Source organism: Polaribacter atrinae (assembly GCF_038023995.1).
Lineage (GTDB): Bacteria > Bacteroidota > Bacteroidia > Flavobacteriales > Flavobacteriaceae > Polaribacter > Polaribacter atrinae.
Map to the genome: position 1 here is coordinate 2,069,998 of NZ_CP150660.1, position 24,741 is coordinate 2,094,738.

At 30.1% G+C, this 24,741-nt stretch carries 21 protein-coding genes; 7 read left to right on the forward strand and 14 right to left on the reverse strand.

Going from position 1 to position 24,741, the window contains the following annotated elements:
* The first annotated feature begins 57 nt into the window (after positions 1 to 57).
* Positions 58 to 1,056, forward strand: coding sequence for an AraC family transcriptional regulator (locus tag WG945_RS09080; RefSeq protein WP_068447219.1), 999 nt, complete (start codon positions 58 to 60; stop codon positions 1,054 to 1,056).
* A gap of 58 nt (positions 1,057 to 1,114) precedes the next feature.
* Here the strand turns inward: WG945_RS09080 and WG945_RS09085 are convergent, their stop codons facing one another.
* From WG945_RS09085 to WG945_RS09100, 4 genes are all read right to left on the reverse strand, one after another.
* Positions 1,115 to 3,298, reverse strand: coding sequence for an amino acid permease (locus WG945_RS09085; RefSeq protein ID WP_068447220.1), 2,184 nt, complete (start codon positions 3,296 to 3,298; stop codon positions 1,115 to 1,117).
* A gap of 268 nt (positions 3,299 to 3,566) precedes the next feature.
* Positions 3,567 to 3,863 (reverse strand): hypothetical protein, encoded by a 297-nt coding sequence (locus tag WG945_RS09090; protein WP_068447222.1) that lies wholly within the window; start codon positions 3,861 to 3,863, stop codon positions 3,567 to 3,569.
* Positions 3,864 to 3,965: 102 nt separating this feature from the next.
* Positions 3,966 to 5,039, reverse strand: a complete 1,074-nt coding sequence (cydB, locus tag WG945_RS09095; RefSeq protein WP_068447224.1) for a cytochrome d ubiquinol oxidase subunit II — start codon at positions 5,037 to 5,039, stop codon at positions 3,966 to 3,968.
* Positions 5,040 to 5,042: 3 nt separating this feature from the next.
* Complete coding sequence (locus WG945_RS09100) at positions 5,043 to 6,374, reverse strand: cytochrome ubiquinol oxidase subunit I (protein WP_068447226.1); 1,332 nt, start codon at positions 6,372 to 6,374, stop codon at positions 5,043 to 5,045.
* Between the two features lie 279 nt (positions 6,375 to 6,653).
* Here WG945_RS09100 and WG945_RS09105 point away from each other — a divergent pair, with 279 nt between their 5' ends.
* A complete protein-coding gene (locus WG945_RS09105) occupies positions 6,654 to 7,259 on the forward strand; it encodes a TlpA family protein disulfide reductase (protein WP_068447228.1) in 606 nt (201 codons plus the stop codon).
* A 41-nt stretch (positions 7,260 to 7,300) separates the two neighbouring features.
* On the opposite strand, the gene WG945_RS09110 is transcribed toward WG945_RS09105, so the two are convergent.
* Positions 7,301 to 7,882 carry a methyltransferase domain-containing protein gene (locus tag WG945_RS09110; protein ID WP_068447230.1) on the reverse strand — a complete coding sequence of 194 codons (582 nt, stop codon included), beginning with the start codon at positions 7,880 to 7,882 and terminating at the stop codon, positions 7,301 to 7,303.
* A 104-nt stretch (positions 7,883 to 7,986) separates the two neighbouring features.
* Here WG945_RS09110 and nadA point away from each other — a divergent pair, with 104 nt between their 5' ends.
* Positions 7,987 to 8,982, forward strand: coding sequence for a quinolinate synthase NadA (gene nadA, locus WG945_RS09115; RefSeq protein WP_068447232.1), 996 nt, complete (start codon positions 7,987 to 7,989; stop codon positions 8,980 to 8,982).
* 9 nt (positions 8,983 to 8,991) lie between these two features.
* A complete protein-coding gene (nadB, locus tag WG945_RS09120) occupies positions 8,992 to 10,581 on the forward strand; it encodes an L-aspartate oxidase (protein WP_068447234.1) in 1,590 nt (529 codons plus the stop codon).
* 51 nt (positions 10,582 to 10,632) lie between these two features.
* Here nadB and trxA read toward each other — a convergent pair whose 3' ends face one another.
* The 7 genes from trxA to WG945_RS09155 form a co-directional block, all read right to left on the reverse strand.
* Positions 10,633 to 10,932 carry a thioredoxin gene (trxA, locus tag WG945_RS09125; protein ID WP_068447236.1) on the reverse strand — a complete coding sequence of 100 codons (300 nt, stop codon included), beginning with the start codon at positions 10,930 to 10,932 and terminating at the stop codon, positions 10,633 to 10,635.
* A gap of 17 nt (positions 10,933 to 10,949) precedes the next feature.
* Positions 10,950 to 11,933 (reverse strand): c-type heme family protein, encoded by a 984-nt coding sequence (locus WG945_RS09130; protein ID WP_068447238.1) that lies wholly within the window; start codon positions 11,931 to 11,933, stop codon positions 10,950 to 10,952.
* Positions 11,934 to 11,985: 52 nt separating this feature from the next.
* Positions 11,986 to 12,618 (reverse strand): Crp/Fnr family transcriptional regulator, encoded by a 633-nt coding sequence (locus tag WG945_RS09135; protein ID WP_068447240.1) that lies wholly within the window; start codon positions 12,616 to 12,618, stop codon positions 11,986 to 11,988.
* A gap of 126 nt (positions 12,619 to 12,744) precedes the next feature.
* A complete protein-coding gene (locus WG945_RS09140; RefSeq protein ID WP_262501901.1) occupies positions 12,745 to 12,876 on the reverse strand; it encodes a hypothetical protein in 132 nt (43 codons plus the stop codon).
* A gap of 66 nt (positions 12,877 to 12,942) precedes the next feature.
* A complete protein-coding gene (locus tag WG945_RS09145) occupies positions 12,943 to 14,262 on the reverse strand; it encodes a TolC family protein (RefSeq protein ID WP_068447242.1) in 1,320 nt (439 codons plus the stop codon).
* Positions 14,249 to 17,449: an efflux RND transporter permease subunit gene (locus WG945_RS09150; protein ID WP_068447243.1), complete on the reverse strand. Its 3,201-nt coding sequence runs from the start codon at positions 17,447 to 17,449 to the stop codon at positions 14,249 to 14,251. The genes WG945_RS09145 and WG945_RS09150 overlap by 14 nt, the downstream gene beginning before the upstream one ends.
* A 4-nt stretch (positions 17,450 to 17,453) precedes the next feature.
* Positions 17,454 to 18,566, reverse strand: a complete 1,113-nt coding sequence (locus tag WG945_RS09155) for an efflux RND transporter periplasmic adaptor subunit (protein ID WP_068447245.1) — start codon at positions 18,564 to 18,566, stop codon at positions 17,454 to 17,456.
* Between the two features lie 529 nt (positions 18,567 to 19,095).
* On the opposite strand from WG945_RS09155, the gene WG945_RS09160 reads away from it, so the two are divergent.
* From WG945_RS09160 to WG945_RS09170, 3 genes are read left to right on the forward strand one after another with little or no spacing between them, the layout of a single operon-like run.
* Positions 19,096 to 20,283, forward strand: a complete 1,188-nt coding sequence (locus tag WG945_RS09160; protein WP_231874460.1) for a peptidogalycan biosysnthesis protein — start codon at positions 19,096 to 19,098, stop codon at positions 20,281 to 20,283.
* Complete coding sequence (locus tag WG945_RS09165; RefSeq protein WP_068447247.1) at positions 20,273 to 21,139, forward strand: acyl-CoA thioesterase; 867 nt, start codon at positions 20,273 to 20,275, stop codon at positions 21,137 to 21,139. The genes WG945_RS09160 and WG945_RS09165 overlap by 11 nt, the downstream gene beginning before the upstream one ends.
* Before the next feature lie 27 nt (positions 21,140 to 21,166).
* Positions 21,167 to 21,520, forward strand: a complete 354-nt coding sequence (locus tag WG945_RS09170; protein ID WP_068447249.1) for an SdpI family protein — start codon at positions 21,167 to 21,169, stop codon at positions 21,518 to 21,520.
* A gap of 96 nt (positions 21,521 to 21,616) precedes the next feature.
* Here the strand turns inward: WG945_RS09170 and recO are convergent, their stop codons facing one another.
* Together recO and WG945_RS09180 are read right to left on the reverse strand one after the other, a co-directional pair.
* Positions 21,617 to 22,339 carry a DNA repair protein RecO gene (gene recO / locus WG945_RS09175; protein ID WP_068447251.1) on the reverse strand — a complete coding sequence of 241 codons (723 nt, stop codon included), beginning with the start codon at positions 22,337 to 22,339 and terminating at the stop codon, positions 21,617 to 21,619.
* 1 nt (position 22,340) lies between these two features.
* Positions 22,341 to 24,701: a hypothetical protein gene (locus WG945_RS09180; protein WP_068447252.1), complete on the reverse strand. Its 2,361-nt coding sequence runs from the start codon at positions 24,699 to 24,701 to the stop codon at positions 22,341 to 22,343.
* Positions 24,702 to 24,741 lie beyond the last annotated feature (40 nt).

Here is a 24,741-nt window from a genome sequence, read left to right on the forward strand (position 1 = left end):
AAGTAAAAATCTATCATTATAACGCAAAAGGTTTTTTAATCAACGAGAAAAGAAGAAATGAAAACAACACTAAAAAGTGCCATTTTTGATAAAAACATATTAGTAAAATCATTTCAAAAAAATTTTAAAACGCCTAATTACACAGAAGAAACAACTGAGATAAATAACAATAGTCTAAAAGGAACACAAACAGAAATTTGTATTAATGGTTTAAGAATTATAATAAGAGATCTTAAGACAGAAAATTATAATATAGATGTACAGCATGATTTTCCTTTATTTAAATTACAATTTGAAATAGAAGGTTATAGCCATTATGTACCCTTAAATTCATCGCAAACAGAAATTTTTATTCCAGATGCACATTATAACTTATTTTACTTACCAGAAGTTAATGGCAATCTAAATTATAAAACAAAAAGTAGAAAAACCTTAGAAATACTTTTTACAGAACAATATCTGAAGGATATTATTGGCTCCAATTTTAAACAAATACTACACAAATTAGGTGCAGCCATCTCTAATAAAACCCCATTTTTAATGTGGAAAAAGAGCAAGCCAATATCCATAGAATTAAAAAAACATATTAATCAAATTATAAATTGTAAGTATCCTGATGATTTAAAAAAAGCATATTTAGAAGCAAAAATAAACGAATTGTTGATACAGTTATTAGCTAAAACCAATGAAGAAAATTATGAAAAAGAAAATAGCCTTTTACCTATAGAAGATTATAATAATATTCTAAAAATAAGTGAATACATACATATAAATCTAGAAAAATCTTTAACAATTACTGAATTAGCTGCAACAATAGGAGTAAATACATCTAAACTTAAACATGATTTTAAAGTAATATATGCTACAACAATTTTTAAGTATATAACTAAAAATAGAATGGAAAAGGCAAAAGAATTAATACTAGAAAAAAATTGTAATATAACAGAAGCGGCATATAAAGTTGGCTACAAACATTCACAACACTTTACGGTTGCATTTAAAAAGATTTATGGCTATTTACCTAGCAAATTAACAGATTTAAACACCTTTAAATAAGAGGGATACAAGAACTTGAATTACTTTAAAAAACATATTAAAAATATGCCTAAAAAAACTATTCATCCTCTACAAAATCTAAATCTAACACATTAAAATTATTGGCTGCTTTTACTAATAAAGTAGAGCCAATAGTTTCGAACAAATCATTTGTTTTAAGAATAAATTGAGCTTGTTTTTCTATTTTATAATTAGGTATTCCAACAACAGTTAAATCGGTAGATTTAGAATATTTTTTTATCAGATCGTAAAAAGGAATTTGATCTATAACATTCTCTACAATTACAATTTGTACTAACACCCTAAGATCTTCTACCAGTTTAGATATTTTTGCATGTATAATTTCAGGCCCCACATTATTATTATCTACAAATAAAACACGTATAGAAGTTTGATTCCATTTTGGAGCAGCAATAATGAAACGCGCAATATTTAGCATCATTTCTGCATTTTTACTATCAGTTTCTCTCCACCATAAATCGATTGTTTTATACCTACCAAATTTAGATTTTCTATCAAAATCTAGATACAATAAATTATAATCTAAATAGAGTAGTGTTTCCGTCATTTCTGCATATTCAGATGAATCTTCGAGACCTTTTGGCCACCCCATCATAATCGTATTGGGCTCTACACCAGAAAAACCAAAAGTAGTTGCTATGTTGGTAATTCCTTTATATAAATTATTAACCTTTATCTGTCGAGCAAAAATACCCAAGTCATTATACATATCTTCTCTAACAACTTGTTCTCTCTTTTTTAGAGGAACTTTACTCTCTTTATCTACAATCAGTTTAAAGTTAGTAACCACACCTGTTTTACCAGAAACAGCTTTACTTAATTCTAATAAATATCGTTGATGTTCACTGCTACCGCTAAAAAGAATAATGTTTGGGTTCCAATTAGTCTCAATATCGTGTTTTGTATCAATCCTCATCAATCCTTTATTCACCACATTTTCCCAAACGCTTTTCCAGATATCTGTAGAATTTATTTTCACTTCCTTTCGCCTCAGCATAAAATACAAACCACTAATTACCGCCAAAGCAGCAATCATTGCAATCATGTCTAATTTAAACATCACTCCAAAACAAGCCACAAACCCTACCAACCCAATCCATCTTTTAATTTTAAAGGTGGGTTGAAAATCTGGATTAGCCCAACTTTCTAGAAAATAAGATAGGTTAATAAAACCATAAGCAGTTAAATAAAACATAGAAACTACACGCGCAATAACATCTAATTCACCAATTAAAATTCCGGCTTCTGCTATTAAAAATACCAGTAATAAAGCATTTACAGGCTCATTATTTTCACCCCTTCCCTTTGCAAAAAAACGAGGTGTTACTTTATCTACAGACATGGCTTGTAAAATTCTTGGGCCGCCTAAAATTCCACCTAAAGCGGATGATAATGTTGCGCCCCAAACTCCAGCAATTACGGCAGGAGCAAAAAAGGCTATTTTCATTAAAATATTATAATCCGATTTTAAGACTTCAGAATCTATTGTATATGCTATAAAAACAGCCAATACCAAATACACAATTAAACCAACACCAATAGCGAGTAACGTACCTTTTGGAATAGAATTTTTAGGATCTTTTAAATCTCCGCTCATTGCTATTCCTGCAGTAAAACCAGTAACTGCGGGGAAAAATATAGCAAAAACAACCTCTAAAGGAACCGATCCTTCAGTAGAAAACATAGATACCGTTTGTGGTGTAAAATTATGTGACCCAAAAAAGATGGAAACAATTGACAATACAATAGCTGCTAAAATAAAATATTGCGATTTTAAGGCTACAGATGTACTTATTAAAGCCAAAGCAGTAAGTAAAACTAAGGCAATGGTTCCAGTGATTCTAAAATCATTTATCTCCATACCAAAGCCTAAATAGCTATTAAAACTTTCTGCAAAACCTATTAAATATAATGCGATAGAAAAAGCAGTACCAACATACAAAGCAATACCAATAGAACCACCAATTGGCACTCCCATACTTCTAGAAAGGACATAGTAAATTCCGCCTGCTCCTATTTTTTTATCAGTTGCAACAGAAGACACACTTAGCCCCGTTGAAATAGAAATTACATGTGCAATTATAATAATTAGAATAGCACCTAATAAACCAGCGTTTCCAACTACCCAACCGAGACGCATATACATAATTACTCCTAAAATTGTGAGTATTGACGGTGTAAAAACACCTGCAAATGTGCCGAATTTTTTAGTTTTTGACATTCCTTAAACCCTGTTTATTAAAATAAAGTAATCTGAATATGACTTTTTGAATTCATCAATTTTCTCTACTGCAAGATATTAATAATTACTCAGCCTAAAAGCTAAGTTAAAATGGCAATACCTCAACAAGATACTTCATTTGCTTGTTTTAAAACACACACTTTTAAAGCTTCTAAAACCTTACTTTCTCTTTTTTTAGTTAACCAAATGGTTCATAATTTTCAAAAAAATATAAATGAAATATGCTTAACTTTTTTTAAACAAACAATTACTTATTTAACTTACTTTTTATCGACTTAATAGCTACCAATCCTAATATTCCTCCTAAAAGAGAAACCATACAATTGATACTAAAAAGTATCCCATGAAACATTCCATTTTCCATGACAGATTGCGGATTAAAGCCTAATCGTCCAAATGATTTAATAAAAAAAACACTTCCAAAAACGCCAGCAATGGTATTCCCTACAATTCCAAAAGAATACTTTTTATAAATAATACCCATACTAATCGCTCCGATTATTCCTATTAAAATACTAAGCAAAGAAATTAATGTTTCTGTCATGGTATATTATTTAAATCTAGGAGTGTCTAAGAAACAAATCCCAACCATTTTTTTAAAGATTTATCCGAAGAAAATATTCCTGGTGCTGTCATACAAATAGAACTAATGCCCATAATCCATTTTATCTACTTTACCACCCTTTAATCTTTTTTGAATAATTGAATAAACTACTATTAAGATAATACCAATAATCCCCCAAATAAACGCCACAGACAAACCGTATTCTGGTGCGGCAGTATTGTATATAGTAAGTGGTTCATGAACATCATTAACAGAAGGTAAAATAACGGGAAACAAAGAAGCCAAAGAAGAGGTAATTCCTCCTAAAATTAATAAAGTTGATAACCAAAAAGCATGAACATCTTTTTTAATTTTTTTGATAAAGAACAAGCCAATTAATCCTGTAAAATACAGAATAGGAAATACAATTAAATAAGGTTTATCAACAAAATTATTTAAAGAATCTGGATTCACTATTTGCCAAACAAATAAAGAAAATACAGTAAGTATAGCCAAGGCAATATTCAACTTAAAAATAACACCTTTCAATTTTAAATTGATAGATGAATTGGTTTTTAAAATTACCCAATTAGCACCATGTATTGCCAAAGTAACCACAGAAATAAAACCGATAATGATAGTAAACCAATCGATTATACCTGGCGTTTCGCTTATCGGACTAAAACTGCTATCCCATAATGGCAAAAAAAAATAATGTCCTTCATAAACAGAAATACCATTTTCTACACCTCCTAGATTTACACCTCTTACAATATTACCTAAAGCAATACCAAAAAACAAGGCTAACAACAAACTAGAAACTCCAAAGGAAACATCCCAAATGTCTTTCCACATTTGATATTTAAATTGACCTCTGAACTCTAACCCCATAGCTCTAAAAATAATCAACCACAAAACGATGATTAAGGGTAAGTAGAACCCACTAAAAACGGATGCGTAAAAAGTAGGAAAAGCCATAAACAGCATTCCACCCGCAGCCACTAACCAAACCTCATTAGAATCCCAAAATAAACCTGCAGATTTTGTAATTACTTCTTTGTCATTTTCCTTTTTAGCAAAAAACAAATGAATGATTCCTGTTCCAAAATCATATCCGTCTAAAACAAAAAAGATGCCTAAAACAGTTGCTATTATAATGTACCAAAATATTTCCATAGTTTAATGTTTTTGAAGTTTAGGACCTTCGTTGATTGTTTTACCAACTAAAACTAAAAATAATAGTCCTAGTAACATATACAAAGCCACAAAACCCAATAAAGTAAATAAGGTATTACCAGATGATACTGTCGGAGAAACACCATCGCTTGTTTTTAACAGACCATACACTAAATACGGTTGTCTACCAAGTTCTGCCGTATACCAACCTGTAATATTTGCGATGTATGGAAACGGAACTAAAAACATAATAAACCAAAGTAATGGCTTAAAGGTATACAACTTTTTTCGCCATAGAAAGAAAAGCGCCAAAGCCATAATACCAATAAATATGGTACCTAAACCAACCATAATATGGTAGGAATAGTAAAGAGCCGGAATATTATCTGGCAATTCTTCTTCTTTAAACTGGTCCATTCCAGGAATTTGTTTATTCCAATCTTGATGGGTTAAAAAACTTAAAATATTCGGAACTGCAATTTTATTATCTAATTTTTTTTCTACCATATTGGGCTGTCCAATCAACACAATTTCTGCTCCAGCTTCTTCTGTTTCAAAAATCCCTTCCATGGCAGCAAAAGCCGCTGGCTGATATTTTGCAACGTTTTTAGCATTCCAGTCTCCTGTAGGGAAAGCCACTAAAAGGCTAGAAATTAATCCGAAAACCACACCTGTTTTTAAAAATAACTTCCCGTATTCTACTTGTTTTTTTCTTAAAATATAAAAAGCACCAATACTTGCTACCACAAAAGATGAGGTTACCACAGATGCCATTTGATTGTGTAAAAAAGCAGGTAACAACCATGGGTTGGTAAAAAGAGCAGAGAAATTTTCTAACACAAATTTTCCATTCTCTAAAATTTCGTAACCAACTGGGTGTTGCATCCAAGCATTGGTAGCTAAAATAAACCAACCACTTGCCCAAGAACCCAAAAACACTAAGAAACCTGTTAAGAAATGTAATTTCTGTCCCATTAGTTTTTCACCAAAAATAAAGAGTGCTAAAAAGGAAGATTCTAAAAAGAATGAAAACAGGCCTTCCATAGCTAAAGTTTGACCAATAATTCCGCCTGTAAGCTCAGAAAATTTTGCCCAATTGGTACCAAATTGAAACTCCATTGGAATTCCCGTTATAACACCCATTGTAAAATTAATTGCAAAAATCTTCATCAAAAATTTTGCAGCATTATTGTACTTTTCATTATTATTTCTTAGATATTTCCATTTATAATAAACGATCAGCAATGAGAGCCCCATTGTTAATTGCGGAAATATGTAGTGAAAGGTGATAGTAAATGCAAATTGCAACCTATCATAAAAGATCATGTCTTCCATATTAAAAATACTTGTTATATTTATTAAGATCTACAAAAATATACATTGCCATACGTTCCCTATGTAACATAAGTAGCTAAACCCATATTTTCCATTGGTAAATTTAAGAAAACAAGAACACATAGAGGCCTCTAATATTTAATATTACTTTAACATGATTGGCTACAAGAGATACGTCTGTTAGGCCTTATTTTATTTATGTTTGTACGCCTTGTAAAGGTAAAATATTCAGTATAAATTATAGCGAGAAAGAAATAAGTTTTATTAAAAATCACTAAAATGAAAAAAAATAAAAACACAAAGAAAACGTGGATCCAGAACGGAGTTTTTGTATTAATACTTATTACACTTTACGCTACAGGTTTGCATACAGAAGTAATTGGTTTTGCACAACGAGGCGTATTAGCTACTGGCATAATGAACCCTGATGTAAAGGAAATCACAAACAAAAAAAACTCTAAAACTATTTCTGAATACACAAAGGCAGATTTAAATATAAAGTTGATAGATAGCGATGGTAAAATTGTTTCTTTAGCAGACTTAAAAGATACAGTAATATTTCTAAATTATTGGGCAACCTGGTGTCCTCCTTGTATTGCAGAAATGCCTAGTATCAGTAAATTACATAAAGAAATGGGGAAAGATGTTGCTTTTATCCTCTTGTCTTTCGATAAAGATTTTGAAACTGCAAAGGCTTTTAATAAACGAAAAGATTATAATTTACCAATTTATACGCTTGCTACTAATTTGCCTGCAATGTTACAATCATCTGCTTTACCAACAACTTATATCATTGATCGTGACGGAAATATTGTATTAACACATGAGGGAATGGCCAATTACAACACAGATGAATTTAGAGTGTTTTTAGAAAATCTAAAATAAATTCAAATTCCAAAAAACACACTTTTTAGATTATTGTTTCATTACTTCTTTACAAACTTCACAAACAATTCCATTTTTTGTCTGTTCGGATAAGAATTATAACATGCTGTAAAAATATCCAGATTAAAATAGGGATCGAAGTAGTTAATATACTCTTCTTTATTCCCACCAAAAGGTGGATGGTGCTCATTTAGTTTTGCATCGAAAAGTAATCCTACTAATTTCCCTTTCTCACCTAACAAATGGTTCATTTTTAACGCATACTTTTCTCTTAAATCAGGATGTATTGCACAGAAAAAAGTTTGTTCAATAATCAAATCAAAAGTTTGATCTAACTCAAAAAAATCACCTAATATTAATTGTGATTCCGGAAATCCTGCAACCCTATTTTTAATATTTACCAAAGCACTTTTAGCTAAATCTATTACATAAACATTGGTAAAACCGTTGTTAAAAAGATATTCTGCTTCGTAAGAATTTCCACCACCTGGAATTAAAATTTTTAAGTCTTTATTTGTTAATTGATCAAAATATGTTTTTAAAGGAGGAGAAACAGCTCCTAAATCCCAACCAATTTTGTTTGTTTGATACTTATTTTCCCAAAAACTTTCAGATAAGTTCATTTTTTAGTTTATTATAACCATAATTTAACAGAATGATGACAATCATTTTCCTACCAACAAAATAGAGTTTATATTTGCAACGTAGTTAATAATAAACACTTTTTATGGAAACTTTAGTTAGTGCAAAAAAAAACCTCAACAAAAAAGGATTTTTAGATATTGAAACTCCTAATATTGATTATGTTAAGGAAATTTTGAAACTAAAAAAGGAGAAGAATGCAGTTCTTTTAGCGCATTATTATCAAATAGATGAAATTCAAGAAATTGCAGATTTTGTTGGTGATAGTTTGGCTTTAGCACAACAAGCTGCTAAAACAGATGCAGACATCATTGTTTTTGCAGGAGTTCATTTTATGGCAGAAACTGCAAAAATATTAAATCCTACTAAAAAAGTTTTATTACCAGACTTACTAGCAGGTTGTTCTTTGGCAGATTCTTGTCCGCCAGAACAATTTTCAGAATTTAAAAAGAAGCATCCAGATCATTTAGTTGTTACGTATATAAATTGCTCTGCAGAAATAAAAGCTTTAAGCGATTACGTTTGTACGTCTTCTAATGCTAGAAAAATTATTGATTCTATTCCGCAAGATCAACCTATTATTTTTGCTCCAGATAGAAATTTAGGAGATTATTTAAATAAAGAAACAGGACGAGAAATGTTGCTTTGGGATGGAGCTTGTATGGTTCATGAAGCTTTTTCTATGGAAAAACTGATAGATTTATACAAAGAACACCCAGATGCAGAATTAATTGCGCATCCAGAATCTGAAGCACACATGCTTAAAGTTGCCAAATATATCGGTTCTACTTCTGGTCTTTTAAATCATGTAAAAAACAGCGATAAAAAGAAATTTATTGTTGCTACAGAAGCCGGAATTTTGTTTCAGATGCTACAAGAAAACCCTGATAAGATAATTATTCCTGCTCCAGCAAAAGAAGACAACACATGTGCTTGCAGTGAATGTGCTTACATGAAAATGAATACTTTAAAGAAATTATACTTGTGTTTAAAACACGAATTACCAAATATAGAAGTGGAAGCAGAATTATGTAAAAAAGCAATAATTCCTATTAATAGAATGCTTGAGCTTTCTAAATAACGCCTTAAAATGTTACCTGATAAAAAAATAATTTCCACTGATTTTTTAGTGATTGGTTCTGGAATTTCTGGATTAACTTTTGCCTTAAAAACAGCTACTAAGTTTAAAGAAGCAAAAATTACAATTGTTACAAAAGACGAACAGAGTGAGTCTAACACAAAGTATGCACAAGGTGGTATTGCAACCGTTTACAACAAAACAGTAGATACTTTTGAGCAACATATAAATGATACTTTAGTTGCTGGTGATGGCTTGTGTGATGAAGAAGTAGTAAGAATGGTTGTAGAAAATGCACCAAACAGACTGCAAGAGTTGATAAATTGGGGAACCGAATTTGATGAAAATGAAAATGGAAACTATGATTTAGGTCGTGAAGGCGGACATTCTCAAAACAGAATATTACATCATACTGATATTACGGGAGCAGAGATAGAACGTGCTTTATTGGCACAAGTAAATGCATTACCTAATATAGAATTTCTTACCTATCATTACGCGATAGATTTAATTACAGAACATCAAACTAAAAAGACAAAAACAAAACGAAATGGCAAAATTTCTTGTTATGGAGCTTATGTTTTAGATGAAAAAAATGCGAGAGTAAAAACTTTTGTTAGCAAATTTACACTTTTAGCTTCTGGTGGAAATGGTCAAGTATATGAAACCACCACAAACCCAACGGTTGCAACTGGAGATGGAATAGGAATTGCTTACCGTGCAAAAGCAGAAATCTCTGAAATGGAATTTATTCAGTTTCATCCAACGGCGTTGTACAACCCTGGGGAATATCCTGCCTTTTTAATTTCTGAAGCTGTACGAGGATTTGGTGCAAAACTAAGAGATTACAATGGTGATTTCTTTATGCATAAATATGATGAAAGAGAAGAATTAGCCTCTAGAGACATTGTTGCTAGAGCCATTGATAATGAGCTAAAAAAGAGTGGAAAACCTCATGTATATTTAGATTGTACGAATCTAGATATGGTGAAATTTAAAGAACATTTTCCTAATATTACAGAAAAATGTGCTTCATTAAATATTGATGTAACTAAAGATTATATTCCAGTTGTACCTGCTTCTCATTATATCTGTGGCGGTGTAAATGTGAATAAAAAAGCAAAAACTTCTATCAAGAAATTATATGCTTGTGGCGAGGTTACCAGAACTGGCTTGCATGGTGGAAATAGATTGGCTTCTAATTCTTTATTAGAAGGCTTGGTATATGCTCACAATGCATTTTTAAATGTTTCTAAAAAATATAATAAAGCCAAAGCGCCAAAAGATATTCCTGTTTGGAATGATAGCGGTGTTATTAAAAACATGGAGAAAATATTAATTGCGCATGATAGAAATGAAGTAAAAACTATTATGACAAATTATGTAGGTATTGTGCGCTCTAACGAGCGTTTGTTACGAGCAGAAAAGCGTTTAAAAGTACTTTACGAAGACAACAAGCGCCTCTATGACTATTCTGAACTTTCTATAGATTTATGTGAATTAAGAAACTTAATTACAACAGCTTACCTTATTACACAATTTTCTAAAAAGAGAACCGAAAATTGTGGTGGTTTTTATAGCTTAGATTGTATTTCTAAATAAAAAACACCTAAAATTAATTAGGTGTTTAATGAGCAATACTATTATGAATAATTAATTACTACCGTTATTTATAATAGTAATTAACTCGTTTTTTGATACCACACCAGATTGTCTCCAAACTTGTTTACCAGACTTATATAACATTAAGGTTGGTACACCTCTTACTTGGTATTTTGCTGCTAAAGATTGGTTTTTATCAACATCTATTTTAACAATAGAAACTGCATCACCTAAAGCGTCTTTTACTTCTTTTAAAATTGGACTCATTGTTTTACAAGGTCCACACCATTCTGCAAAAAAGTCTACTAAAACAGCTTTATCTTGATTTATTATTTCTGTAAAATTACTCATGCCTAAGAATTTTATAATTATTTATGAAAGGTAATACTCCAAATTCCTCTTACTTGATTTTCTGTATAGCCAACTGCTAAGTCATCTGGATATAACTTATCTATTTCTGCTAAAGTAGTGTTTTTAATATCCGAAGTTGGTGTACCGTGACATTGCAAACACATACTATTTGTTTTAATTGGGTAATAAAACTTTACATTTTCTGCAGATTCAACAACAATGGGCTCTGACTCTTTATTTAACTGTACCTCTTTTTTAAAAACAGCAATATATCCTTTCTCTAAAATATTAGCTGTATTATTTACATTTCTAGGTTTGTCTGATACTCTTTTTATAGTTGCTTTATACATTATAGACATACTATCTGTTAAAGGATCTGCTTTTATATTGCAAAATTTCAATGCCTCTAGTGTTCCTTTTTTTTGAATTGTACCCATTAAGTTTTTACCCAAAACACTTTTAGTAGCTAATGCATACTTCAATCCTTTTTCACTGTACGATAGTTTTTTTAAATTAATACCTTGTTGTTGTCTTTGCATTCGTTTTCCATTACCACCTCCATTTCCAAATTGTTGATTGTAATGTTCTTCGAACCATGTTGGTTTTTCAATTTCAGACACAAACATATAATCTGCAATTTGTTGGATGGTTTCTTTTGGAAAAGCCTGTTTTGGCATCAGTCCAAAACGCTCTACAGCACCATACATAATAGCATTTTCTCTGGTTGGGTTTTCAATCCAATTTTGCATCGATGCTATAAATGCAGCTTTTGTAGTATTTTCCATTAAATACCGTTTTTTAATAGCAATCATTGGTGGTGCAATTCGGTTATCTTCTGGAGTTGTAGCATTATGACAAACATAACAATTGGTTTCCATTAACTTTTTACCAATATGTTCTTGTGTTTCTGAAACTGATTTTTTAGAATAAGTAGGAGACTTTTTAGCATCTTTACATCCAAACATAAAAGACACTGCTATAAATAAAGTTAAAAGTTTCATCTCTTTTTATTACAAAAATAGGATGTCTTTTATTATTATTCAGTAACTAATGTTACAGTTCTAAAACTTTAATACTATTTCTAAAAAGTTGAATTTTACGCTCGTTTTCTAATTTTTTAAGCAACCTAGAAATAACAACTCTAGAGGTATGTAAATCTTCGGATATTTGTTTGTGAGTAACATGCAAAAGATCATTGTGAGTAACCATCGCCTTGTCTTTTAAATATTTAAAAAGACGTTCATCCATTTTTAAAAAAGCAATAGTATCTAAAGCTTCTAAAAGCTCATCCATTCTATTATGATAGGTTTGTAAAATATAGGCCTGCCAGGTTTTATACTTCCCTAACCATTCTGCCATTTTTTCTTTTGGCAACATAATCAATTCAACATCTGTTTCTGCAACTGCTCTAATCTTACTTTTTGTTTGTCCCATACAACAAGAAAGTGTCATGGCACAAGTATCTCCTTTTTCTAAATAATATAAAACAATCTCATCTCCTTTTTCGTCTTCTCTAAGAATTTTAATAGCCCCAGAAATTAATAAAGGCATCGATTTAATATAATCACCAACTTCTATAATTGTAGTATCTTCTTTAAATACTTTAGAAACACCTAATTTTTCAATTTCTGAGATTAAATCTTCCTCGAATAGATACCCAAAATTAATTTCTAACTTACTTGTCATTACAGCTTATTTTATCATCTATAAAAATAGTGAAACGAATTTTAAAAATAAAGAGTATTGTAATTTATTGTAACTATAAAAGCCCAAGATAAACTCGGGCCTTTATACATATTAGGGGAGGGAAAATTACTTTGCTTTTTTATCTGTACTCATTAAGAGGTAAACGGCTACAACTAAACCAACAACAACTACGGCAAAAACGCCTATCATAATGGTACCATTTACCCAAGATACTTGTGGTATATTTAAAAAATTCATGCTCATATAATTTTTAATTCAAAAATAAAACAAGAGATCATTATAAAATATGACCAAAATCAGTTTTTAAAAATTCACGTTTAAAATATCTCCACTTAATTGTAAGAGCTGTAATTCTATCAATTTTGCATCAAACTTTGCATTGTTATATGCTGTTTTAGAATTGATAAGATTAATCTGCGCCTGTCTAAACTCTATAGAAGTTATCTGCCCCAATTTATAACGCTCTGTACTTCTATCAAAATTATTCTGTGTAGTTAAAACGTTCTGCTCTTGCGCTTTTAAAATAAATAATTGGTTTTGATAATTCTCCCAAGTATTTTTTAAACTATTGTCTATAGTTACTTTTTGTTGTTCTAATAATATTTGCTGATTTTCTAAAGCAATTTTAGCATTTGCAACATTGGTTTTTGTGCTTCCACCATCAAACAAATTCCAAGACAAACTTAAACCTGCATTTAATCCGTTAGAGGTAGATGCCGCCAAAAAAGAAGTTGATGGGTTTTCACTTTTGTTCCATCCGTAAGAAGTATTTAAACCTAAAGATGGTAAATAATTTGCTTTGTTTATTTTGATGTTAAACTCGCTAATAGCAATATTTTTTTCATTTTGTTTTAAGGTAGAGTTATTAGCTATTGTTTTTTGTAAAAGGTCTTCAAAATTCAGCTCATTTATAAACTCCACATCTGTTTCAACTACATAATTCACTTCTTTTTCAATACCTAAAATAATATTTAAACCACGCTTTACATTGCTTAATTGCTGATTAGCATTTATTAAAGTAATACTATCATTATTTACATCTACCTCAGCATTTAGTAACTCTAATTTGGTAGATTGTCCATATTCATATTGATATTTTGCACGTTGCAAACGTTGCTTAGAAATTGCTAAAGCTTCTCTTAAATTTGCGTGATTTTCTGAGAATCTTGCAATTTGAAAATACGTTGTAAACAACCGTAAATACGTGTTTTCTATCGTTTCTCTAGCTTGTAATTCAGTTAAATTATAGGTTTCTTTTAATTGTTGATAATTGTATTTTCTACCCAATCCATCAAAAATGGTGTAATTTAAACCTATTGAGGCATTATACGATTTTGTAACCGCACCGTCTATACTTGTAGAAGTACCATCTTGACGAGAAATTGTTTGATTGTTATTACTATAATTTGCACCAGAAGAAATAGAAGCTGTTGGTAAAAAACCAGTATTATAAATACTTTTATTGTTTTTTGCAACTTCTAAATTATTGTTCGCAATTTTAATTCCGAAGTTATTTTCTAACGTAATTTCTAATGCTTCTTTTTTGCTTAAAATCTCTTGCGAGATTCCTTGTAAAGTCGATAAAAATCCGACTATTAATATGGTATTTCTAATGATCTTCATTTTCGTCAAATTTAGATTCTATAATAGCTCTTTCTACTTCTTCTTTAGTTACTTTTTCTCCAGTTTTTAACCACTTAATGCCCACTTTTATAGAATTGGAAACAGACAATAATAATGGCAACATCACCAAGGTTAAAATGGTTGCAATTGCTATTCCGTAAGAAATAGAAATTGCCATCGGAATTAAAAATTGAGCTTGCCTACTTTTTTCTAACATTAAAGGTGCTAAACCAGCAATTGTAGTTAAAGAAGTTAAGAAAATTGCTCTAAAACGAGATTGACCCGCCATAATTAAGGCATCATCAAACAACATTCCTTCTTTTAAATAACTGTTGAATTTACCTATTAAAACCAATCCGTCATTTACCATAATACCTACCAAGGCAATAATACCTAACCAAGATAAAATGTTGATAGAAAAATCGTGAATAAAATGCCCCCAAACAACACCAATCATACTAAAAGGAATCATTAGAAGTAATAAAATTGGCTGACTGTAAGATCTAAATGTAAACGCAATTACAATATAAATTAAGCCTAAAATTATATATTTTAACCAAACTAAAGAATCTGTTGTCTTTTTAGCCTCTCTATTTTGACCTTCGTAAAGTGGTGTTACAGAATGATATTTAGAAAGAATTAGTGGCATTACACTCGTTTTAATCTCATCTAAAATTTCTGTAGCACTTTCTTTTGCATCTTTTAAATCTGCAGAAACTTGTATTTCTCTTTGACCGTTTAAGTGGTTAATAGCAATATCTCCTCTTCTAATTTCATAAGTTCCAATTTCAGAAAACGGAATTCTTGTTCCATTTGGGGCAACAATACGCATATCATCTAAATTTTTAATAGAAGATCTGTCTTCTTTATTGTAACGTACCCAAACTTTAATTTCATCTTGCCCTCGTTGAAAACGTTGTGCCTGAAATCCGAAGAAACCATTACGTATTTGCGCCATTACAGACTGTAAATTTAAGCCTAATACATATGCATTATCTTTTAAAGAAATACTTACTTCTTTAATTCCCGCAGGATCATTGTCTGAAATATCCTTTAAAAGTGGATTGTTTTCTAACACTAATTTTAATTCTTCTTTTGCTGCTTTTAGTTCTTCAATATTATTTCCTAACAAAGAAACTGCAACAGGACTTCCTCCAAAATTTCCTCCAGAACCAAAAACCAGACTTTCTACACCATAAACTTTTCCTACTTTTTCTCTAATAGAATTTGTTATTTCTGGTGATGAAAATTCTCTACTTTCTCCTGCTAATAAATTAATACTTAAAGTTGCATTTGCACTTCCTGGACCAACCCTTTTTATAACATTCTGAACAACTTGCTCGTCTCCAGATTGCTTTGCAGTGTATTCTTTATTTATCAACCAAACCTTTTCTTCTATAGATGAAATAATAGAATCTGTAATTGTTTCGTTAGTACCTTGCGGCATATTTAAAGTTACCTGAATTTTATCACTTGCTACAGAAGGGAAAAAAGAAGTTCTAACAATACCACCACCAATAGATGTTAAACTAAAAATTAATAAGGCAATTGGCATGGCAAAAGCAAATACTTTATTTTTTAAAGAAAACTTTAAAAAAGGAACATAAAATCGTTCATTTACTTTAGTCAAAGCTCCATCTGCAAACCTATTTATCTTATTAAAAAAAGCATCAACTCCATTCATTTTAGCTTCTGCTCCTTCTTCTAAACGTTTTCTATCTAAAGCTTTAGAATGTGCAATATGTGCAGGTAAAATAATCAACGCTTCTATTAAGGAAACGGTTAATGTTAAAAGTACAATTGTAGACACTTCACTAAAGAAATTACCGATTCTTCCATCAACAAAAAACAAGGTAGAAAAGGCAATAATAGTTGTTAGAATTGCAGAAACAATTGGCGGAATTACTTCCATTGTACCGTCAATTGCTGCCTGAATTTTAGTTTTTCCTAAATCGTAATAATGGTGATAAATATTTTCTCCAATTACAATTCCATCATCCACCAAAATACCGATTACGATAATCATCCCAAAAAGAGATAAAATATTAATGGTAACATCAAACTGAGCTGCTAAAATAAACATTCCTAAAAATGCAACAGGTAAACCAAAAGCAACCCAAATTGCCAAACGTAAGTTTAAAAAGAGTGCTAGAAAAAACAAAACTAGTAAAATACCAACAACTCCATTTTCTATTAGAAGCATTGTTCTTCCTTGTAATGTTACACTTCTATCATCTGTAATATCTAACTGAATGTTTTGATTTTGCTGATTAAATTTATCAATATAAACCTTAATTTTATCTGCTGATGAAAGCAAATCTTCATTATTGGTATTACTAATAGAAATATCAATTGCCAAATTACCATTGTAATACAATCTATCTGGAGTTTCCGACCACGTATCTTTAACCTCTGCAATGTCTTTTAAACGAATAATATGTCCGTTTGTTTCTGTTCTTACAATTAGGTTTTGTAATTCTACACCATAATAAGAACGATTGCTTGCTCTAATTAAATAATCTTCTTGTGCCGTTTTAATATTACCACCCGTAATTAAAAGGTTAGAGTTTTGTATAGCAGTTGCTACTTCTGCGAAGGATAAATTAAAAGCACGTAAATCGTTTTCTTTAACCGCTATTTCTATTTCTTCGTCTGGAAAACCAGAAATAGTAACTTGAGAAATTCCTTCGATACCTCTAATATCATTTTCTATATTTCTAGCATATTGTTTTAAAGATTTTAGCGGAATATTATCTCCACTCACAGTAAAACTAATGGTTGGTCTTATACTTTCTACTTTTGCTATTACAGCAGGCTCCATACCAGAAGGAAAAGACGGAACTCTATCTACCGCATTTTTTACATCTGTTAAAACAACGTCTATATCTTTCCCTTTTTCTACCTCTATATTTACAGTTGCAGAGTTTTCTCTAGAAACAGATGTTACACGTTCTACACCAACAATTCCTTTTAAATTGTCTTCAATTTTTAAGACCACACCTTCTTCCATTTCTTGAGGTGAAGCCCCTGGATATACTAAAGAAATGTTTATTAATTCTGAATCTGTTAATGGAAAGAAAGACGATTTCATACTAAAAGCGCCTACTAAACCAAAAGCTACAAATGCTATGATAAATACATTTACAGCAACAGGATATTTTATAAAATAAGTAATTAATTTTCTCATCTAATTACTTCTTATTAATTTTCACAATCATACCATCAAAAGCTCCAGGTAACACTTGCGTTAATATTTTCTGATTGTTTTCCAATCCTTTTATAACTACTTTTTCATCACCAAAATAAACAGGATCTACATTTACTAGTGATAAGATACTATCATTCTTAACAGTATAAATAGCTTTATTATCTACCAGTAATTTTCTAGAAATTTCAATAGCGTCATTTTCTGATTTAGCAACCAAGTCTGCTTCTAAAAACATACCTTCTTTTAAATCTTTATCAGCAACATCTACAAAAGCTTTTATAGTTTGCGATACTTGATCTACTTTACCGTTTACACGAACTACTTTACCTGTGTATTCTTTTGTTTTTTCTAAATTAGAAAGTGCTACAGAATTACCCACTTTTAATAAATCTGCAAACTTAGAATTTACAGAAACTTCCATTTCATAAACACTTGGGTTTATAAACTCCCCTAATTTTTGACCAACTCTTACTAAAGAACCTGGGCTTACCAATGCTTCTGTTAAGATCCCAGTAAAAGGAGCTCTAATTTGATATTTAGATAAACGTACTTCTAAATTCTTAACATTATAATATGCTGTTAAGATTCCTCTTCCAGTGATAAAATACTTTTCTTTATCCGTAGAAAATTCAGGAAGTTTAGGAGTTGTTTTATTCATATCAAATCCTTTGATGTACGTTTCCCACTTGGTAAATGCAACAGGATAATCTAAACGCAAATCTGGTAGAATTGCAGTTATTAAATTATTTAAATTGCTTTTCTGAGATTGTAAACTTGCGTAAAACTCATCACTATTAATACTTAACAAAGTTGCACCTCTGTTATAATTGGTACCTGCTTTAAATAACTTGTTAGATGCTTTTAAAACACCTGAAACTTCAGAATATATTTCTATTTTATTCTTTGCTATTAAGGTTCCGTTTGCTGTTAAAATAATAGGAACATCTTTATTAACAACATTTTCTACAAAAACAGTTTTTATTTGTTTTTCAAAGGTTGGTTTTGGTTTTTGGTTTTTTTCAATAAGATAACTACCTAATAAGATAGCTCCCAGAACTGTTAAAACTCCTAGAATAGCTAGAATAATCTTTCTCATAATTGGTTAATTGTACTTTTATATTTATACTTAAAAAGTATTCGGTTTTTGCAAATATACTTTTAAGACGTTCAGCACTTTAAATAATTAACAAGTAAGAATGTTAAAGAAACGTTATAATTTTAAAGTTCTTATCTTTTAAAAATAGAATTATACTTATTTAAGTCAAATTTGAAAACATCTTTAACAGCAAACAAAACTATATATGACTCTAAAAATTATAAAAAAACAACACTTCAATTAAAATTTCCTTAAAAAAATTAAAAGGACAATTGGTAAGTAATTATACTAATTTGCGACTCAATATTTGACCACAAAAAAAATGAATTATAGTAAATTTTTCTAAAAAAATCATTTATAAATTAAAAATCTCTAAAAAATGGTTTTATAAATGCTAAGAACTATTGGAATTGTGATTAGCGAAATTTGACTTATAAATTACCATATTATTACTAAAGAAAACGGAACTTTGCATATAGAGAACCTCCTTATAAAAGGTCTATAAATTTAAAAACCGATATGAATTAATTTGATTTGTTGCGCCAATACAAATACTGCAAAATTTTTCTCTTCTATTGATGAAATTCCTACCCAAATATGGGAGACTTTAAACTGTACAAAAAACAGTTATTTTCATCCTGATTTTTTAAAGTATATCGAAAAAAATCACCCAGAAATCACCTTTTCATATATTGTTTTAGTAGATAAAAAAAATATACCAACAGCTTTTGCCTGTTTAACAATAATTAATTTTGAATTAAATTCTATAAAAAATGACTTCGAAATTTTAAAAACTATTGGAAAAAAACTTCATGTATTTCCTGATAAAAAACCTTTAAAATTATTAATCTGCGGAAACACTTTTGTGAGTGGTGAACATGGTATTTTTATAAGGGAAAATCAAGATAAAAAAGCCATTATAAAAGAATTGGCAGAAAGTATGAAGCATTTTGTAAATTCTGATAAAAAACTAAAAAAACAAATTGATGCATTTCTTATAAAAGATTTTACAAAAGAATCACTAACCACAACAAGCACCTTAAAGAATTTTAATTATCATCCGTTTTCTGTAGAACCAAACATGAAGCTTCAAATCCATGAAAATTGGCAAAATTTTGATGATTATTTGGCTTCCATGAAAACCAAGTTTAGGGTAAAAGCTAAAAAAGCATTTAAACAGAGTGCAGCAATAAAAATTAAAGATGTTACTTTAGAAAATATAGATGAGATGTTACCAAAAATGACAGAGCTCTATGAGAAAGTTGCTTCTAATGCCGGATTTAATTTAGGTGTTTTCAATTTAGAAACCTATAGAAATTTAAAAGAACTGTTTGGTGAAAAATATATTTTAAAATCTTATTCTTTAGAAGGCAAAATTGTTGGTTTTGTTTCTGGAATCATAAACCAAGAATCATTAGACGCACATTTTGTTGGCATTGACTATCAACTAAATAGAGAGTACGCTATTTACCAAAGAATGTTGTATGATTATATAGAAATGGCTATCAGTAAGAAATTAAAAACCATTAATTTTGGAAGAACTGCTAGCGAGATAAAAAGTTCTGTTGGTGCAGTTCCTCAAGATTTAACCATGTATCTTCGTCATCAAAAAACAATAAAAAACAAAATTTTAAAGTTATTTTTGCAAAGAGTTCAGCCAACTCCATTTCAACAAAAGTTTCCTTTTAAAAATTTAGAAATTAAGTATGATAAATAGTAAAGAATTAATTGCACTTTTAAACCTAGAAGATTTAGGTAATCATAATTTTAGCGGAAATAGCGTTACCATTGGAAGCCCTAATGTTTTTGGTGGTCAAGTTATTGCACAAGCAGTAAATGCAGCTTATAAAACAATACCAGAAAATCGTATTTTACACTCTTTACATGCTTATTTTTTAGAAGCTGGAGATTTAACAACGCGTATTAATTACCATGTACAAGAGGTGAGAAATGGTGGTAGTTTTTCTACAAGGAGAGTTACTGCTAGCCAGAAAGATAAAACTATTTTTATTCTAGCGGCCTCATTTCATAAACAAGAAGATGGTTTTGAGCATCAGGCAACGTTTGATGCAACTATAAAACAACCAGAAAAATTGTTGAGTTGGGACGATATGTTAGAAAAATTTGGTGATTTTTTACCAAAATCCATGAAATACTTTTTAAGTATAGAAAGACCAATAGAGTTTAAACCTGTAAGAATACCAAATCCATTACAACCAGAAAACTTACCACCCACAGAACAGGTTTGGTTTCGTTTAAAGGGTGAAAAACAAGAAATGGATTTTAGAACAAAACAAGAAATTCTTGCCTATATTTCTGATTATAATATATTAAATGCCGCTTTTAATCCGAATGCAAGTAATCACAATTTTGGAAATACACAAACGGCAAGTTTAGATCATTCTATGTGGTTTTTTAGAGATTTCGATTTTGATGATTGGATGTTGTATTGTGTAGAATCTCCAAATGCTTTTGGAGCTAAAGGTTTATCTAAAGGAAATATTTTTACAAGAGATGGTAAACTAATTGCTTCTGTTGCACAAGAAGGATTATTAAGACCTATTAAAAAGTAGGCAGTAGCAAAATTAAAAAATAGAATTATGAGCGAAACTTTATTATACATACTTACCACAAATGGTTTATTATTTTTAATCAGTATTATTTTTTGGAAATTCCCTCCAAAAAAAGTGAATGGTATATATGGTTACAAAACACCTAAAGCAATGCTAAATAAAGAAATATGGGATTTTTCGAATGCTATTTTTAATAAAAGTCTTTTAATCTACTCTGGTATTTCTTTTTTAGGAGCTTTAGTTATTGCAAATTTTGCTACTATAGAATTAACCTGGCAACCAATGGTTTTAGTGCTACTATCTATTTTAGTTAGTGTTATAAAAACGGAAAGAGCATTAAACGATAATTTTACTGAAGAAGGTAAAAAGAAGAAAAATTAGAGTTTTTTCAAACTAAAAAAAGTAATTGAAAACATCTTGTTTCTTGTATCTTTTAGCGAAGCCTTCTTAAGTTTTTTTAGTGAACACTATAATGCATCAGCTAAAAACAGTTTCTAAAATTTGTAATGATTTTGGCTTTTTAAAACCATCTAAGTGCAGTTCGAAATATTGTATAATAACTTTTAAGACAATCTGTCTCTCTTGTTTACTAAAAGATACATTTTCTATTTCATCAAAAGTAATCCCTAACAATTTTTTAAATTGGTAATAATAATTGCCTGAAATAATGTTTTTTTGAGATATTAAATCAGAAAAAATTCCTTCACTTAAATCAAATCCATATTTATCATCATCAGATAAATCTGGATAAAAACCTAAAAAACGGGTTAAATTGAGTAAAAATAATAAGTGAAAATTGGCGATTTTATCATGTAAGTCTAACCAAATAAGTCCCGATTCTAAATACTCGAAAAGATCCTCATTCTTTTCTTCTTCTTTTATTGCGTAAGACAAAACTTCTGATAAAAACAAAACTACAGATTGCTTAACAATATCTCTATAAATAGTTTGATAAGGATTAGAGATTTGAACCTCTTTAATAGAGTTTAAAGTACCTTTATTGTTATGACTCGCTACAATTGTTAGTTGTGTTAATGGTTGAAAATAAGCTGCCTTTATACCTCCTTTTTTTGCTTTTAAAATACCTCTAATTAAGTAAGACTTTACACCTTCTTCTTCGGTAAAACATTTTACAATTAAACTAGAGTCTCCAAATTTTAGAGAACTTAAAACAATTGCTTTAGTAGTTACAACCGCCATTTTAATTTACAATTGCAATTTTTGTAATGGCAGTTTCTGTTGCATCATCATTAGATAATAATACAATATAAATACCAGAAGCTACATTGTTACCTGCAAGATTTTTTTTATTCCATACTACTTTACCTCCTTGCAACTCCTGCCCTTCTACCACATTCGTTTCATGCACCAAGTTACCAGCAACATCAATTATTTTTACATTGGTCCCTTTTGGTAAATGTGTGCCGTTTCTACCATCAATAGTAATCGTTTCATGATTCTTTAATGCAGGATTTGGATAAGCATAAATCTCTGGAATCACATCGCCAAAAGGCGCCACTTTACTATTATAAACTACAATCCCTTTATTGGTAGCAAAATAAACTTTACCAGTACTATCATCTACCGCTATTTTAACAATTTTATTAGATGGTAATGGCGAGTTTTGCATACTAAAATTTGCCAATGTTGTTTGTCCGTTTGGATTGGTATAAATTACACCTCCATTATCTGTACCAAACCACTTATTATCTGCGCCATCTACCACAATGCTATTAACCCTTTGATCTCCTAAAAGTCTTTCTCCAAAACCATCTTCATTTCCGTTAATAACTACTGCGTTTGCATTTGGAGTTGCATCATCAAAAACACCTGATGCATTATTATACATAACCAAGCCAGATCTAGTACCAATCCAAACTCTATTGCTACCATCTACAACTACAGATTGTACATTTACATCCGGAAGATTCCCTAAATTAGGCGTTGCAATTAATGCCTTTTTTCTAGCTCCGCTCTCATTAAATACATATACACCGTTTCCTCTAGATCCATACCAAAGACTGTTATTTCTATCAATAGCAATTTCACTTATACCTGCTCTACCACTATTAGTTTCTACAGATCTCATATCAAAACTAGACCAACTACCACTTGTAGAAAGTTTTTTTAACTCATTATCTACCAAAACATTTGTAACCCATAAGTTTCCTTCAGGGTCGAAAATAGTACCACTAACCCTTACCGTTACCCTGTTTGGGTCGGCTGCTTCAATATCTGCTAACGGACTATTTAAATGATTATAAAAGGTTTTAAGTTCATCGTTCTCTATCACTAATAAACCTCCTGTAGCATTTTTATTAGTATCTGATGTTGCATTTGTATCTCCAAAAGAACTAACGTAAACTCTATTTTCTACATTTGGATCGATTGTAATGTGGTTTAAATCTGAAAAAGGAGCATCTGAATTTAAATATATGTTTTTCCATTTTTCTCCGTCAGCCTCTCCGTCATTATAGTGGCTTATATAACCAATTCTATTTCCTATAGGTGTATAAATATCGTCATATCCACCATAAACAACCCAAACATTATTATTACTGGCTGCAATAGAAAAAACATCATTTTCTAAAGGACCTTCTGGGTGAATTTCTAAATAATTAATGCTGGTACTATTACTTTGCAAAATACCAAACTCTTTGGTTGCTAAAAAAATGTTATTATCTTCAAAAAAAGAATTGTTTAAAGTAAAATCGAATTCTGTATTTAAATCAAATTGAAAAGCGGTATTTAAAGAAGTATTTAAAATTACAGAAGTAGTATTAAAAGTTACTGATAAAAAATTAGCATCACTTTTAATAGCAATTATTGTTTGAAAAAAATCTCTTCTTTGATTTAAAGTACCGCCATTTATTTCATACAATTTAGATCCAGATATGGCAAATACTCTATTATTAAATGCTACTAATTTCTTAAAATTATTACCGTTAAATTGCTGTTGCCAATTATTAAAATCTATTAAAGATGTATTGTTTATATCTGCCGTATAAACTCCATTTTCTGTTGCTGCATAAATAACATCATTTAAAACAATTGTTGCATTAATTCTTATAGCACTAGACTCTGATCCAATAAAATAGGTGTCTCCAAACTCTAATCTATCAATATCATAAACTACAATAGCAAATGGGGTAGACAAATACAATTTGTCGTCATACTCTGTAATATCATTTATACTTTTCTCTCCAGATTGATTAAAACTTACAATATCCGATGAAATCGTTATTAGACCATCTTTATCAACAACCTCTACCAATCCGCTTTCATAACCAATTACAAGTCTTTTAAAAGTACTATTGTAATGAATTGAACTTGTAGTTTCTCCAGATAAACCATGTACAGAAGACAATTTATCTGTCTCTTTAGTAACTACATCATACGTAAAAACAGCATTGTCTACCAATGCATAAACAACATCATCTACCTTAACAAAGTCTTTTACATTATTGTAAGAATAAAAGTCTTCCCAAGAAGCACTATAATCTGTCTGCGCAGAAAACGATAATGAGAAAAATAAGGTAAAAAGTATAAAGAGTTTTTTCATCATTTAGATTTGATATCCCAAAGATATTTCTTTTTTATCA